Source organism: Planococcus sp. NCCP-2050, assembly GCF_023708025.1.
Lineage (GTDB): Bacteria > Bacillota > Bacilli > Bacillales_A > Planococcaceae > Planococcus.
The window spans coordinates 82952-98786 of sequence record NZ_BRCX01000001.1; the positions used below are offsets into that span (position 1 = coordinate 82952).

The window sequence follows — 15835 nt, forward strand, 5'->3', positions numbered from 1 at the left end:
TTATTTTTGGGGGCGCTTTTGAAATTTCTCAGCGACGGTCCCTTTTTTGCGGTCCCGGTTCAATAAGAAGCCGGCAAAAAATCCAATTCCGATAACAACAAACAGTGTTCCTAGTGTAAATTGCAGCCATAATGCAGGGTACGGCTCCAATAATTTATTGAACAAAGTATCGCGCATAAGCTTAATGCCATAAGCAGCCAAGATACCTGGAATCAGCAAAATAATAAATGCGATTAAACGGCCCATCTTTTCACTCCTTTCATCCATTGTTTCCAATTCTGATTAAGTTGTCAAGAATTCGTTCCTGATGTACCCTTTAAAAAGAGACTGCAATTTATTGCAAGATGTATGAGAAAGGTATGAATCCATTTGCAAAACGTAGTGATTATCGGCGGCGGCGCTGGCGGCTCTGCCATTTTACAGATTTTATTGGAATCGGATTATATGCAGGTCATCGGCATTGCAGACACGAATTTGGATGCGCCGGCGATTCATACTGCGCGTATCGAAGGAATATTTGTCACGGATAATTACCGGGACTTTAACAAAGAACAAGTGGATATGGTCTTTAACGTAACGGGAAGTGAAAATGTGCAAAAGGAATTGCCGCAATTTTTTTCGGAAAATACGGTAATCATACCCGGCAGCATCGCCAATGCCCTTGTCCGCCTGTTGATTGAAAAAGAACATTTGATTTCGTTGCTGAGTGAAGAAAGCCATAAGCAGAATATCATTTTTAATTCCATAGAAGAAGGCATGATCGGAATCGATAAAGACGGACATGTCAATTTCATGAATCGAAGCGCTGCCCGCATGGTCAATGTGGATATCGAATCTGCCATTGGCCGGCCCGTCAATGAAATCATTTCTTCGAGTGAACTTTCGCGCATTTATGAAACTGCGCGCACTGAGTTGAACCGGGAACTGGTGTTAAAAAACGGCACTAAAATTGTCACTTCCCGTTTTCCGATGATTGATGAGAACGGGGATACCATCGGCGCTTTTGCTGTTTTTAAAGACATCAGTGAAGTCGTTTCTTTAGCGGAGCAGATTACGGATTTAAAAGAAGTCCAAACGATGCTGCAAGCGATTATCCAGTCCAGTGATGATGCCATTTCCGTAGTCGATGAAAAAGGCAATGGATTGTTGGTGAATCCGGCTTATACACGCATTACCGGTTTGCAGATGGCAGATGTAATCGGGCAGCCGGCCTCTGCAGATATATCGGAAGGGGAAAGCATGCACTTAAAAGCGCTGCAAACACGCAAGCCTTACCGGGGGGTTAATTTGAAAGTCGGCCCTGCGAACCGGGAAGTCATTGTCAACGTGGCGCCGATTATCGTAGACAATCAATTAAAAGGCAGTGTCGGCGTTATCCACGATACGACAGAAATCCGGTCGCTGATGAAAGAATTGGACCGGGCACGGAGCATCATCCGGACGCTTGAATCGAAATACACTTTCGATGACATTATCGGCTATTCTTCTGAAATGCAATTGAGCCTTCAGCAGGCTAAGCTTGCCGCACAGACCTTGGTGACCGTATTGCTCCGCGGAGAATCCGGAACCGGCAAGGAATTGTTTGCACACGCCATCCACAGTGCCAGCGAGCGGAAATTCAATAAATTCGTACGGGTCAATTGTGCGGCTTTATCGGAATCGCTGCTCGACAGTGAATTGTTCGGCTACGAAGAAGGGGCACTTCCTGGCGTCAACAGCGGAGCCAAACGCGGTTTGTTCGAAGAAGCGAACAACGGCAGTATTTTCCTTGACGAAATCGGGGAATTGTCTCCCGCTCTCCAAAGCAAGCTCCTTCGTGTGCTGCAGGAACATGAGACGCTGCGCATCGGAGGTACAACGCCCATTCCCGTCAATGTCCGTGTCATCGCTTCGACAAATGCGAATATGGAAAAAGCGCTTCTTGACGGCACCTTCCGTGAAGATCTTTATTACAGGCTGAACCGTATGCCAATTTTAATTCCGCCGCTGCGCAAACGAAAGCAGGACATCCCGCAAATCGTGGAACGGCTTTTGCTGAAATTGAATCAGGAATACGGCCGGAATGTAGAGGCGGTCACGGAAAAAGCGACGCAATTGTTAAAAGTATACGATTGGCCGGGAAATGTTCGGGAACTGGAGAACGTCATCAGCCGTTCGATGATTTTCATGCAGATGAATGACAAGACTTTAACCGAAGAACACATTCCGCGGAATATGCTGAAGGCGGCTGAAGCAAAGCACGAAGTGGTAGTTGAATCTTCTGTACCGCTTCAGGAACAGTTGGATGCAGTAGAACGCGGCATTTTGCATCATGCGCTTACTCAATTCAAAGGAAACAAATCTAAGACTGCCAAGCAATTGGAAATCTCGCTTCGCACCTTATATTACAAACTCGAAAAATATGGCTTATCATGAATCTGTGCAAGTTATTGCAGGGTTTTGCAATAATTTGCACGGTAAATAGCCTTAAAAAGGAAATAAAGCGCTTTCATCTCTTATATATTAGCTTTTAATCTGTTTTAATAAAGAAGGAACGGGGTGATTTTGATGGCCACATTAACTGAAATCCTGGAAAGTACGGCGAGCAGCGAAGAAACGATTGTAGCCGTTGCGGCTGCAGCTGATTCAGAGGTACTTGAAGCAGTCCATCGCTCGCTCGAACGAAATCTTGCCAGTTTCAGGCTTTTCGATGATATGGGAAAATTGCGGTATGCAATTGAACAAAGCCATCCATATCTGAGCAATCATCCTAAAATACAAATTCACCATGCAGCCGATCCTCAATCTGCAGCTGAAGAAGCTGTGAAGTCAGTTTCCAAAAAAGAGTCTGACGTATTGATGAAAGGGCATATACCAACAGCTGTATTAATGAAAGCGGTTTTACAATCGGAATTTGGCTTGCGGACCCATCAGATTTTATCACATGTTGCCGCCTTTGAAATCGAAGGTTTTGAACGGCTGCTGTTTGTGACGGATGCGGGGATGAACATCAACCCGGATCTGCAAAGAAAAGCTGAGATACTCCAGAATGCAGTTTTTTTCGCGCATTCACTTGGAATCTGCATGCCGGTCGTTGCGCCGCTCGCTGCAATTGAAGTCGTCAATCCCGTTATGCAAGCGACAGTAGATGCCGCTGCTCTCACTGCGATGAATAAGCGCGGTCAGATAACGGGCTGCATTGTAGACGGGCCGCTTGCCCTCGATAACGCGATTTCATTAAAAGCAGCCAAACACAAAGGGATTGCCACGAAGTCAGCTGGATTAGCTGATATTTTGCTGGTCCCCAATATTGAATCAGGCAACATCTTGTATAAATCATTAGTCTTTTTTTCAAAAGCGAAAGTGGGAGGCGTCATTGTGGGGGCGAAAGCGCCCATCGTCTTGACTTCCCGGGCAGACAGCGCAGAAACGAAATTGTTCTCGCTTGCTCTAGCCATTCGCTCATCGAGCATTTAATGAGACCCACTAGGAGGAATTTACAATGGAAATTTTCAAAAGAATGGAACAGCACGACTACGAGCAATTAGTATTTTGCCAAGATAAGAACTCAGGTTTGAAAGCAATCATCTGCATTCACGATACGACGCTTGGACCAGCTCTAGGCGGTACACGCATGTGGAATTATGAAACAGAAGAAGAAGCAATCGAAGATGCAATCCGCCTTGGCCGCGGAATGACTTATAAAAACGCAGCTGCCGGATTAAACCTTGGCGGCGGTAAAACAGTTATTATCGGCGATCCGTTAAAAGACAAAAACGAAGAAATGTTCCGTGCTTTCGGACGTTTCATCCAAGGCTTGAATGGCCGCTATATAACAGCTGAAGATGTGGGTACGACAGTTGCAGATATGGACTTGATCCATGAAGAAACAGATTTCGTCACTGGAATCTCACCTGCATTCGGTTCTTCAGGCAACCCTTCACCGGTAACAGCTTACGGAATTTACATCGGCATGAAAGCCGCTGCTCTTGAAGCGTTCGGCGACGATTCGCTTGAAGGCAAAACGATTACGGTCCAAGGCGTAGGGAACGTTGCCTACACACTTTGCAAACACCTTCACGAAGAAGGCGCAAAATTGATCGTTACGGATATCAACCAAGAAGCGGTACAACGTGCAGTAAATGATTTCGGCGCAGTAGCTGTTGCACCAAATGATATCTATTCACAAGAAGCGGATATTTTCGCTCCATGTGCGATGGGCGCAATCATCAACGACGATACGATTCCTCAATTGAAAGTAAAAGTTGTTGCAGGGTCTGCAAACAACCAATTGAAAGAAGAGCGCCACGGCGATGAATTGGAAGCGAGAGGCATCGTTTATGCTCCTGACTTCGTAATCAACTCAGGCGGCGTAATCAACGTTGCTGATGAATTATACGGCTACAACAACGAACGTGCGATGAAACGCGTTGAAACAATCTATGACAGCATCACACGCATTTTTGAAATCTCAAAACGTGATGGCATTCCTAGCTATATCGCTGCAGAGCGCATGGCAGAAGAACGCATCAACCGCGTGAGAAATTCAAGATCACAATTTTTGCGCAACGGACATGACATCCTAAGCAGAAGATAATAGAGAAATGGAGGGTCCGCTTGTGCAAGAACAGCATCATCGTATTTTGGTCCTGAATCCCGCTTCAGATGCGACTAAAATCGGCGTTTTTGACAACGACATCTTGATTATGGAGAAAACGCTCCATCATTCTTCAGGCGAATTTGATGAATTTGCTTCATTAGCAGGTCAAAGTGCCGTTCGAAAACAAGCGATTCTTGAAGCGTTGGATGAAGAAGGCATGAATGTCTCGAATCTGGCGGCAGTATGTGGAAGAGGAGGATTGCTTCGTCCGATAGAAGGCGGGACTTACTTGGTGAATGAAGCAATGCTCGAAGATTTGAAAAAAGGGATATTAGGTCAGCATGCCTCCAATTTAGGGGGCATTGTTGCGTATGAAATCGCAAACGGCTTGAATATCCCTTCTTTCATTGTCGATCCGGTAGTGGTTGATGAGTTATCTCCGCTGGCCAGAATCTCGGGCTTTGACGGCATCGAACGAAAATCGATTTTTCATGCGTTAAATCAGAAAGCGGTTGCCCGCAGATATGCCAAAGAACGTGGGCGAAGCTATGAAGATGTTCGACTGATTGTCGCCCATTTAGGCAGAGGGATTACCGTAGGCGTCCATCAGGGAGGCAAAGTAGTCGATGTCAATAATGGCCTTCACGGCGACGGCCCTTTCAGTATGGAACGTGCAGGTACGATCCCTTCCGGTGATTTGGTGGAATTGTGTTATTCCGGGCGCTATAGCCGGCGGGATATGCTGCTGAAGCTTGTCCGAAATTCTGGAGTTGCAGGATATTTAGGAACGAGCGACAGTGTCCGGATCGAACGGCGGATTAAGAACGGCGATCTGGCAGCGAAAACGGTTTATGACGCGATGGCTTATCAAGTAGCAAAAGAAATCGGGGCGGCGAGCGCAGTTCTTGAAGGCCGGATAGATGCCATCATCTTGACCGGGGCGTTAGTGCACGGCAAAGCCTTAACCGAAGAAATCACGAAGCGCATCCACTGGATTTCAGATGTAATTATTGAACCGGGTGAAAACGAGCTTCAGGCATTGGCTGAAGGAGCTGTCCGGGTTTTAAAAAATGAAGAAGACGCAAAAGTTTACCCAGCATTATCAGAATAAGGAGGTCATCTTCACTCATGGCACAAAATTATGATGTAGTTATCCTTGGAGGCGGGACGGGCGGTTATGTAGCTGCTATCCGTTCGGCACAATTAGGGTTGAAAACGGCAATTGTTGAAAAAGGAAATTTAGGCGGTACATGTTTGCATAAAGGCTGTATTCCAAGCAAAGCGCTTCTTCGCAGTGCAGAAGTCTACTCGACGACGAAAAACCATGCGGCAGACTTCGGTGTGAACACAGGCGAAGTTTCATTGGACTTCTCACGTGTCCAGCAGCGCAAACAAGGCATCGTTGATCAATTGCACGCAGGCGTCAAAGGCTTGATGAAAAAAGGCAAGATCGATGTATATGAAGGCATCGGCCGTATTTTAGGGCCATCTATCTTTTCACCGAATCCGGGTACCATTTCAGTTGAAATGAACAACGGAGAAGAAAATGAAATGCTGATTCCAAATAATGTAATCATCGCTACCGGATCTCGTCCGCGAACGCTCCCGGGTCTTACAATTGACGGGAAATTCGTCATGAGTTCAGACGAGGCCCTTGCAATGGAAGAACTTCCAAAATCGATTCTGATTGTCGGCGGCGGCGTTATCGGCATCGAATGGGCATCCATGCTCAATGATTTCGGTGTAGAGGTTACGGTTATCGAGTATGCAGATCGCATCATTCCAACAGAAGATAAAGATATTTCAAAAGAAATGCAGAAGCTTCTGGCGAAAAAAGGAATCAAGTTCGCAACGAGCGCTAAAGTGATGGCTGAAACCCTTGAAACAGGCGACAACGGTGTGACGATCCAGGCAGAAACGAAAAACGGCACTGAATCTTTCTCAGCTGAAAGAATGCTGGTTTCTGTAGGACGCCAGGCAAATGTTGAAAACATCGGCCTTGAAAATACAGACATTATTGTTGAAAAAGGGTTTATTCAAGTAAAAAATACGTTCCAGACAAAAGAATCCCATATTTACGCAATTGGAGACGTTATTGGCGGCCTTCAACTCGCGCATGTGGCTTCACACGAAGGAATTACGGCGATTGAACATATTAAAGGGAATAACCCGCACGCCATCAATTACGATCTAGTATCACGCTGCATCTATTCAAATCCGGAAGCTGCAAGCGTCGGTATCACAGAAGACCAGGCAAAAGAAAAAGGCTTTGACGTCAAAGTCGGCAAATTTTCGTTTAAAGCAATCGGCAAAGCGCTTGTTTACGGCGAGTCAGATGGCTTTGTGAAAATCATCGCTGACAAGGCAACTAACGATATTCTTGGTGTCCATATGATCGGGCCGCATGTAACGGATATGATTTCTGAAGCTGGCCTTGCGATGGTGCTTGATGCAACGCCGTGGGAAATTGCAGAGACGATTCATCCGCACCCGACTTTGTCTGAAGTAATGGGCGAAGCGGCACTTGCTGTAGACGGAAAAGCGATCCATAGTTAAAGGAGGAATTCAAATGGCTTCAAAACATGAAGAAGTAGGTTTGACAACAGAAGATTTATTGAAGATCTATGAAACGATGATGACGGCCCGCCGTGTCGATGAGCGCATGTGGCTCTTGAACCGTGCTGGCAAAATCCCATTCGTCATTTCATGCCAAGGGCAAGAGGCGGCTCAAGTCGGAGCGGCTTATGCACTGGATAACACTAAAGATTACATTGCACCTTATTACCGCGATTTAGGGGTTGTTTTGCATTTCGGCATGACGCCTAAAGACATTATGCTTTCTGCTTTTGCGAAAGCGGAAGACCCGAACTCCGGCGGACGCCAAATGCCAGGACATTTTGGTCAGAAGAAAAACCGTATTTTGACTGGATCTTCACCTGTAACGACGCAATTGCCGCATGCAGTAGGCGTAGCGCTTGCCGGGAAAATGAAGAAACAGGATTTCATTACATTCAATACGCTTGGTGAAGGCTCTTCCAACCAAGGCGATTTCCATGAAGGCTTAAACTTTGCCGGCGTCCATAAATTGCCGGTCATCACAATGGTCGAAAACAATAAATACGCCATTTCTGTACCATTTGATCGCCAAGTGGCGAGCAAAAACGTTTCGGACCGCGCGGCGAGCTATGGCATGCCAGGCGTGACGATTGACGGAAATGACCCAATCGAAGTTTACAAACACGTTAAAGAAGCAGCTGACCGTGCACGCCGCGGTGAAGGCCCGAGCTTGATTGAAACCGTTTCAGAACGGATGACAGCCCATTCATCGGATGATGATCACCGCCAATATCGCTCAGCTGATGAATTGGCTGCGCAAAAGGAAAAAGATCCGATTCTGACTTTCGGTGCTTATTTGAAAGAAAATGGCATCATGGATGACGAATTAGAGAAAGAAATCAACGACCGCATCATGGTTATTGTCAATGAAGCGACAGATTATGCTGAAAATGCGCCATACGCAGAACCGGAACATGCGCTTAAATATGTCTATGCGGAAAAAGGAGGAAACGAATAATGGCAGTAATGAATTATATTGACGCCATCACGCTTGCCATGAAAGAAGAAATGGAACGTGACGAAAACGTTTTTGTCCTTGGTGAAGATGTGGGTAAAAAAGGCGGCGTGTTCAAAGCGACGCAAGGACTATACGATCAATTCGGAGAAGACCGCGTTGTCGATACGCCGCTGGCTGAATCGGCGATTGCCGGCGTCGGGATCGGAGCGGCTATGTACGGCATGCGCCCAATCGCAGAATTCCAATTTGCTGATTTCATCATGCCAGCTGTCAACCAGATCATTTCGGAAGCTTCACGCATCCGTTACCGTTCGAACAACGACTGGTCATGCCCGATCGTTTTCCGTGCACCATTTGGCGGAGGAGTACACGGTGCTCTTTACCATTCGCAATCTGTAGAAGCGGTATTTGCGAACCAGCCAGGTTTGAAAATTGTCATTCCGTCAACACCATACGATGCAAAAGGATTGTTGAAAGCGGCTATCCGCGATGAAGATCCGGTCATGTTCTTTGAACATAAACGCGCTTACCGTTTGATCAAAGGTGAAGTTCCAGAAGACGATTATACAGTTGAAATCGGAAAAGCTGATGTAAAACGAGAAGGCGAAGATATTACCGTCATCACTTACGGCTTGGCTGTCCATTTCGCGTTGCAAGCTGCTGAACGTTTGGCAGAAGACGGCATTTCTGCACATGTTCTTGATCTTCGGACAATTTATCCATTGGATAAAGAAGGCATCATTGAAGCTGTGAAGAAAACAGGCAAAGTATTGCTTGTCACAGAAGACAATAAAGAAGGAAGCATTATCGGAGAAGTGGCGGCGATCATCGCTGAAAACTGCCTTTTCGACCTTGATGCGCCAATCAAACGCCTAGCAGGTCCTGACGTTCCAGCAATGGCTTATGCGCCGACAATGGAAAAGTATTTCATGATCAACCCGGATAAAGTGGAAAAAGCGATGCGGGAACTAGCGGAATTTTAAAAAAGGAAAGCGCAAGCGCCCATGTAGATTCGACGGGCATAAGACAGGCTGGCGAAGCGGCATTTTTTCAGCCGCACAGCTGGACTGGCTTATGACACTAGAATCTGGGCGCTGGAGTCTGGACAAAGGAAAGCGCAAGCGCCCATGTAGATTCGACGGGCATAAGACAGGCTGGCGAAGCGGCATTTTTTCAGCCGCACAGCTGGACTGGCTTATGACACTAGAATCTGGGCGCTGGAGTCTGGACAAAGAATAGTAAAAGATGCACTCAATAAAGGAGGAATCCCTTTTGGCTATAGAAAACATTAAAATGCCGCAGCTTGGCGAAAGTGTGACTGAAGGAACCATTGAAAAATGGTTGGTTCAGCCAGGAGACCACGTTAATAAATACGATCCTTTGGCTGAGGTCAATACGGATAAGGTAACGGCTGAAGTACCTTCTTCGTTCACTGGTACCATCAAAGAATTGATTGCAAATGAAGGTGATACGCTGGAAGTCGGAGCGATTGTCTGTACAATCGAAACTGAAGGCGGAGGTTCTGAGCCTGCTGAAGAAGCAAAACCGGCTGAAACCGGAAAAGAAAATGTTATGCCAGCTGCAGATACGGAAGTGACAAAAGGCTTGCAAGGAACGAAAGGTTCATCGCAGCCTGTACGTCCGGAAGGCTCAAAAGCCCGCTACTCGCCTGCAGTTCTGCGTTTGGCCCAAGATAATGATATCGACTTGACACAAGTGCAGGGAACTGGAAACGAAGGGCGCATCACGCGCAAAGATTTGCTTGCATTAATCGAAGGCGGCAATATTCCAAAAGCCGGAGATGTACAAGCAGCTCCTGCGAAAGAAGAAAGCCGTCCAGCTGCAAGTGAGTCTGCGCCAGCTCAAACGTCATCTGCGCCAGCACAGAAATCTGTACCGATCGAAAGTGCGCCTGGCGACATTGAAATTCCTGTCACGGGTGTTCGCCGCGCGATTGCAGCCAATATGCTGAAGAGCAAACATGAAGCGCCGCATGCGTGGATGATGATCGAAGTCGATGTGACGGAATTGGTTTCTTACCGTGATTCCCTGAAAACGGAATTCAAGAGCAAAGAAGGCTTTAACCTCACATATTTCGCATTTTTCGTCAAAGCGGTTTCTCAGGCATTGAAAGAATTCCCAATGATGAACTCAATGTGGGCGGGAGATAAAATCATCCAGAAGAAAGACATCAATATTTCAATTGCTGTCGCTTCTGACAATGCGTTATTTGTCCCGGTCATCAAAAACTCGGATGAAAAATCAATTAAAGGCATTGGCAAGGAAATCAATGAATTGGCTGTTAAAGCCCGTTCCGGCAAATTGAAATCAGCTGATATGCAAGGCGGAACATTTACTGTGAACAGCACAGGATCGTTTGGTTCAGTGCAATCCATGGGCATCATCAACCATCCGCAAGCGGCGATTCTGCAAGTCGAGTCAATCGTTAAACGTCCAGTTATCATGGACAATGGCATGATTGCGGCACGCGATATGGTCAATTTATGTTTGTCTCTTGACCACCGCGTATTGGATGGACTCATTTGCGGCCAATTCATGGGACGCGTGAAAGAAATTCTTGAAAATATGAACAAAGGCAATACTTCTGTTTATTAATTTAGTTGAGCAGGAGGATTTGCATCCTTTGAAAATAGAGAGAAAAGCTCGGAGTCTTAGGACTTCGGGCTTTTTTTTCTTTAATGTCGGTGCTTACTCGGGTAAAATGAAGATAGATCGCCTTTGAGGAGGGAACCTAGTGACAATCGAGTCCATGAAACAGACCAAATTTTCGGAGCGTACATATGAAGAATGGCAAGCTGCCGCTGAAAAAGCGTTGAAAGGCAAACCGTTCAATGAAACTTTAAAAACCAAAACTCTTGAAGGGATAACCCTTGAACCTCTTTACACGAAAGAAATGCTGGGGCAATCCGGTGAAATGATCGAACAGCAGATCCAAGCCGTCCGCAGTGGAAAGCAATTGCCTGGATGGTTTATCGCGCAGGAAACAGCAGCGGCGACTGCAACGGATTATTTAACGGCTGTTAAAGAGGACTTAGCGCGCGGCAATGAAATGATTGTCTACACAAGTTATCAGCGCTTGGAATGGAATGACAGCGAGCTAAAGGAATTGGCATCGCTGATTGAGCGTTTCCCATTATACTTCCGACTAACTTCAGATGACACACAAATTCTGCGGGTTTTCGATTTTGTGGAAGAGACAAAGCTGACGAATGTCCAAGGTGTGATTTATTCGGAAGAATTTGTGAAAGCGCCTGCAAAAGTACGCACCCAGCTAATTGATACGATACCGGTACATCATGCAGGAGGCACCATCATCCACGAACTTGGCGTGGCACTCAGCATTTTAGCGGAGACGGTCACTAAAGAGGATTTTCAAAAACAAGCTGAAAACATGTGGGTGCGTTTTGCAGTCGATACGGCATTTTTCCAGGAAATTGCGAAATTGCGCGCTTTTCGCGTACTTTGGACGGCTTTTTGTTCAGCTTACGGAGAAGAAGCTCCCCCAATTCCGATTTTCACCGAAACATCGGTCCGTTCTTATTCGAAATTGGATCCATACGTAAACTTGCTTCGCGCAGGCAATGCCACTTTTTCGGCAGTCCTTGGAGGCACGAATGCGCATACTGTCCATCCACATGATTTCTTGACCGTTTCGGACGCCCAAAGCCGCCGGATTGCACGCAATGTCCAGTTGGTTATTAAAGAAGAAACGCATGTCAATCATGTCATGGACGCAAGCGCAGGATCTTACTTTATTGAAACATTGACGAATGAATATGTCGATGCAGCGTGGCGCTATTTCTTGGAGATTGAAGGAGCTGGCGGCTATTCGGAAGCGATGAATTCTGGCTGGCTGACCGATGATATTCAAGCGAAGTGGATCGAGCGCAAGGAAAAAGCGGCAGTCCGCGACATGTCGCTGATCGGTACGAATGTTTATGCAAATCCACAAGAGCTGGTTAAGGACGGGCAAATTGATGAGACGCATCTGGAGTATATGACAGCTAAGCGTTTAGCTGCACCGTTTGAGAAATTACGGGCGCGCAGCAAAGAAGTGATGCTGAAGACAGCGATTGTCCATCTCGGCCCATTAAAAGCCGTGAAAGCACAGTCTGATTTTGTCCAAGGATTTTTAGCCGTTGGCGGAATCGAGCCGATGATCAGCCCTGAAATCCAGACGGCGCAAGAATTAAATCAGTTCCTTGCAGAAAATCAAATCCAGTATGCAGTATTATGCGGCGGGAAAGAAAAAATTGATGAAGTTGCCACTGGTATGACTACGGATGCAGTAATTGACGTGGCAGGCAAGTATCCGGAACAGCAAATGGCTGAATGGAAAGTTTTCCGTATCGATGACGCTATTTATACTGGCAAACACATTACTTCGAAGCTCGAGCAAATTTTGAAGTTAGGAAAGGAGGCTGTTCAAGAATGAGAAAGCCGGATTTTACAAAAGTTGATCTGAATGGGATTAAAGCTTCTCAAACAGAAGAATATCAGCAAGAGGCATTTGAAACGAATGAAGGCATTGCCGTGAAACCTTTTTACACTTCCAAAGACGCGGCAAGTACCGAAGACAGCCTGCCTGGATTTGCACCAAATGTCCGCGGGCCGTATTCGACCATGTATGTTTCGCGTCCCTGGACAGTCCGCCAATATGCGGGATTCTCTACTGCAGAAGAAAGCAATGCCTTTTACCGCAGAAACTTGGCAATGGGGCAAAAAGGGTTATCGGTCGCATTTGACCTCGCAACACATCGAGGCTATGACTCTGACCACCCGCGCGTAGTGGGGGATGTAGGAAAAGCGGGAGTTGCGATCGACAGTGTGGAAGACATGAAGATCTTATTTGACGGGATTCCGCTTGACCAAATGTCCGTGTCGATGACAATGAACGGGGCAGTTGTGCCGATTATGGCATTTTTCATCGTTGCCGCTGAAGAACAAGGAGTCACGCCTGAACAATTGGCAGGGACCATTCAAAATGATATTTTGAAAGAATACATGGTCCGCAATACGTATATTTATCCGCCGGCAATGTCGATGCAAATCATTGCGGACATTTTCAAATACACATCAACTAAAATGCCGAAATTCAATTCCATATCGATCTCGGGCTATCATATCCAGGAAGCAGGAGCTACCGCGGATATCGAACTTGCTTATACATTAGCCGATGGATTGGAATATGTCCGTACCGGCCTCGCAGCTGGAATCGGCATTGATTCATTTGCGCCGCGTTTGTCATTTTTCTGGGGCATCGGCATGAATTATTTCATGGAAATCGCTAAAATGCGTGCTGCCCGCGAGATTTGGGCGAAAATGATGAAAAGCTTTGATCCGAAAAACGAAAAATCATTGGCTTTGCGGACGCATTCCCAAACTTCCGGTTGGAGTTTAACGGAACAGGATCCGTTTAATAACGTAACCCGGACATTGATTGAAGCAAACGCAGCGGCTATGGGCCATACCCAATCGCTGCACACGAATGCGCTAGATGAAGCAATTGCACTTCCAACTGATTTTTCTGCGCGCATTGCCCGCAATACGCAATTATTTTTGCAGGAAGAAACCATGATGACAAAAGTGATCGACCCTTGGGGCGGCTCTTACTACGTGGAATCTTTGACAAAAGAATTGACGGAAAAAGCATGGCAGTTGATCGAGGAAGTGGAAGAACTCGGCGGAATGGCAAAAGCGATTGAAACCGGCCTCCCAAAAATGAGAATCGAAGAAGCCGCAGCTAAAAAACAAGCGCAGATCGATTCCAATGAAGAAGTGATCATCGGAGTCAACCGTTATCGTCTGGACGAGGAAGATCCGATCGATATTTTGAATATCGACAATACAATGGTCCGCAAAAAGCAGATTGAGCGGATCGAACGGATGAAAGCGGATCGCGATGATGCAAAAGTGCAGGAAGCCTTGGCTAAACTGACGGAAGCTGCAAAAACCGGCGATGCGAATATTCTGGAATGCGCAGTTGAAGCAGCACGATACCGTGCAACACTTGGGGAAATTTCAGATGCGATCGAAGTCGCGTCCGGCAGACATAAAGCGGTGATCCGTTCTGTAAGCGGCGTCTACAGTTCGAATTTCTCCAATCAGCAGGAAATGGAGACAGTCAAAGAAATGACGGAGGACTTTATTGAAAATGAAGGACGGCGCCCCCGTATTTTGGTTGCGAAAATGGGACAAGATGGCCATGACCGCGGAGCGAAAGTCATCGCCACGGCATTTGCCGATCTTGGATTTGATGTGGATATCGGGCCCTTATTCCAAACGCCGGCAGAAACAGCCCAGCAAGCAGCAGAAAATGACGTCCATGTCATAGGGGTCAGTTCGCTAGCAGCAGGCCATATGACCTTAGTGCCAGATCTTGCAGCGGAACTGAAAAAAATCGGCCGTGAAGATATCCTGATTGTGGTCGGCGGTGTAATTCCAGCGCAAGATTACGAGTTCCTTCGCAATAATGGGGCGAGTGCGATTTTCGGACCGGGAACGGTCATTCCTGTCGCTGCCCAAAAAGTCATTGAGGAAATTTATGTGCGCCTTGGATATGAGGAAGTGGCAGACTGATGGACCGCCAAAAAGGATCGCGTCGTGTCATGGAAGGTGTTAAAGCAACACATGACGGCATGAAGTCTTCTCCGCGGAAAAAATTCAAGAAGCCGGAATCCAAACCGTTTGATGCAGCCGCAATGGCTGAAGGCGTTCGCAGCGGCTCCCGTCTGCATCTCGGAAAAGCCATCACTTTATTGGAAAGTGCGAATCCTCAGGATAAGAATAATGGGCAAGAGCTGTTGAACCGGCTTCTGCCCTATACCGGCAAAAGCATTCGACTTGGCATCACTGGTGTACCGGGTGCCGGCAAAAGCACGTTTATCGAAACTTTCGGCGAAATGCTGACGAAAGGTGGCCATCGTGTAGCGGTTCTTGCCATCGATCCAAGTTCTTCGATTACCGGGGGCAGTATTTTAGGAGATAAAACACGGATGGAGCAATTGGCCAAAAATCCAAATGCCTTCATCCGGCCTTCTCCAACAGCCGGTACGCTCGGCGGTGTCCATAAAAAAACAAGGGAAACGATGCTTCTATGCGAAGCGGCAGGCTACGATATCATATTGGTTGAGACGGTCGGCGTAGGGCAAAGCGAAACCTTGGTGAGGGGCATGGTCGATATGTTCCTGCTGCTTGTCTTAACCGGGGCAGGCGATGAATTGCAAGGCATGAAAAAAGGCATCCTCGAACTTGCTGATGCCATTATTGTCCATAAAGCAGACCAGCATAATCTAGCGTTGGCCCAAAAAACGGTACGCGAATACAAGCAAATCCTTCATTTCATGCAGCGTGCAACAGAAGGCTGGAAAACGCAAGCGCTTCCGGCATCCTCATTTGAAAAAACCGGAATTCAGGAAACGTGGGCCATGATCAGAGAATTTGAAGAACAGATCAAGTCGAGCGGCTATTGGCAAAAACGGCGCCAAAACCAAACGAAGGACTGGTTCCGTTCGATGATTACGGATGAATTGCTGAGCCGCTTTTACGAAGACCCTAGCCGCAGCAAGCAAGTGAAAATGCTGGAACATGAAGTCCTTCAAGAAAAATTGACGGTTTCCCAGGCAATTGCGGATTTGTTCGAGTAAGCTTTTTTGCAACTC

12 protein-coding genes are annotated in these 15835 nt (G+C 46.7%); 11 read left to right on the top strand and 1 reads right to left on the bottom strand.

The genetic code is table 11. The annotated features are described in order from the left end of the window. Positions 1-246 (bottom strand): DUF2627 domain-containing protein, encoded by a 246-nt coding sequence (locus NFU07_RS00415; protein WP_052651730.1) that lies wholly within the window; start codon positions 244-246, stop codon positions 1-3. Between the two features lie 123 nt (positions 247-369). Here NFU07_RS00415 and NFU07_RS00420 point away from each other — a divergent pair, with 123 nt between their 5' ends. From NFU07_RS00420 to meaB, 11 genes are all read left to right on the top strand, one after another. Then, positions 370-2415 (top strand): sigma-54 interaction domain-containing protein, encoded by a 2046-nt coding sequence (locus NFU07_RS00420; RefSeq protein ID WP_251473015.1) that lies wholly within the window; start codon positions 370-372, stop codon positions 2413-2415. Positions 2416-2547: 132 nt separating this feature from the next. After that, positions 2548-3456 (top strand): phosphate butyryltransferase, encoded by a 909-nt coding sequence (yqiS, locus tag NFU07_RS00425; RefSeq protein ID WP_251473020.1) that lies wholly within the window; start codon positions 2548-2550, stop codon positions 3454-3456. Between the two features lie 25 nt (positions 3457-3481). Then, positions 3482-4576 (top strand): branched-chain amino acid dehydrogenase, encoded by a 1095-nt coding sequence (gene bcd / locus NFU07_RS00430; protein WP_251473031.1) that lies wholly within the window; start codon positions 3482-3484, stop codon positions 4574-4576. Between the two features lie 22 nt (positions 4577-4598). Then, entirely contained in the window at positions 4599-5690 is a 1092-nt protein-coding gene (buk, locus tag NFU07_RS00435) for a butyrate kinase (RefSeq protein ID WP_251473033.1), read from the top strand. A 17-nt stretch (positions 5691-5707) separates the two neighbouring features. Continuing rightward, positions 5708-7135, top strand: coding sequence for a dihydrolipoyl dehydrogenase (gene lpdA, locus NFU07_RS00440; protein WP_251473035.1), 1428 nt, complete (start codon positions 5708-5710; stop codon positions 7133-7135). Positions 7136-7148: 13 nt separating this feature from the next. Further along, positions 7149-8153, top strand: coding sequence for a thiamine pyrophosphate-dependent dehydrogenase E1 component subunit alpha (locus tag NFU07_RS00445; protein ID WP_251473038.1), 1005 nt, complete (start codon positions 7149-7151; stop codon positions 8151-8153). Beyond that, positions 8153-9136 (top strand): alpha-ketoacid dehydrogenase subunit beta, encoded by a 984-nt coding sequence (locus tag NFU07_RS00450; protein WP_251473040.1) that lies wholly within the window; start codon positions 8153-8155, stop codon positions 9134-9136. Before NFU07_RS00445 ends, NFU07_RS00450 begins: the two co-directional genes overlap by 1 nt. 289 nt (positions 9137-9425) lie before the next feature. Continuing rightward, positions 9426-10769: a dihydrolipoamide acetyltransferase family protein gene (locus tag NFU07_RS00455; protein WP_251473043.1), complete on the top strand. Its 1344-nt coding sequence runs from the start codon at positions 9426-9428 to the stop codon at positions 10767-10769. Positions 10770-10908: 139 nt separating this feature from the next. Next, positions 10909-12609: a methylmalonyl-CoA mutase family protein gene (locus NFU07_RS00460; protein WP_251473046.1), complete on the top strand. Its 1701-nt coding sequence runs from the start codon at positions 10909-10911 to the stop codon at positions 12607-12609. Beyond that, positions 12606-14753, top strand: coding sequence for a methylmalonyl-CoA mutase (gene scpA, locus NFU07_RS00465; protein ID WP_251473053.1), 2148 nt, complete (start codon positions 12606-12608; stop codon positions 14751-14753). The genes NFU07_RS00460 and scpA overlap by 4 nt, the downstream gene beginning before the upstream one ends. After that, on the top strand, positions 14753-15820 hold the full coding sequence (meaB, locus tag NFU07_RS00470; RefSeq protein WP_251473055.1) for a methylmalonyl Co-A mutase-associated GTPase MeaB: 1068 nt from the start codon (positions 14753-14755) through the stop codon (positions 15818-15820). The genes scpA and meaB overlap by 1 nt, the downstream gene beginning before the upstream one ends. Positions 15821-15835 lie beyond the last annotated feature (15 nt).

Bases quoted from the DNA above. Each gene is read 5' to 3' on its own strand.
- NFU07_RS00415 (WP_052651730.1), bottom strand. From the start codon at position 246: ATGGGCCGTTTAATCGCATTTATTATTTTGCTGATTCCAGGTATCTTG.
- yqiS (WP_251473020.1), top strand. From the start codon at position 2,548: ATGGCCACATTAACTGAAATCCTGGAAAGTACGGCGAGCAGCGAAGAA.
- bcd (WP_251473031.1), top strand. From the start codon at position 3,482: ATGGAAATTTTCAAAAGAATGGAACAGCACGACTACGAGCAATTAGTA.
- lpdA (WP_251473035.1), top strand. From the start codon at position 5,708: ATGGCACAAAATTATGATGTAGTTATCCTTGGAGGCGGGACGGGCGGT.
- NFU07_RS00445 (WP_251473038.1), top strand. From the start codon at position 7,149: ATGGCTTCAAAACATGAAGAAGTAGGTTTGACAACAGAAGATTTATTG.
- NFU07_RS00450 (WP_251473040.1), top strand. From the start codon at position 8,153: ATGGCAGTAATGAATTATATTGACGCCATCACGCTTGCCATGAAAGAA.
- scpA (WP_251473053.1), top strand. From the start codon at position 12,606: ATGAGAAAGCCGGATTTTACAAAAGTTGATCTGAATGGGATTAAAGCT.
- meaB (WP_251473055.1), top strand. From the start codon at position 14,753: ATGGACCGCCAAAAAGGATCGCGTCGTGTCATGGAAGGTGTTAAAGCA.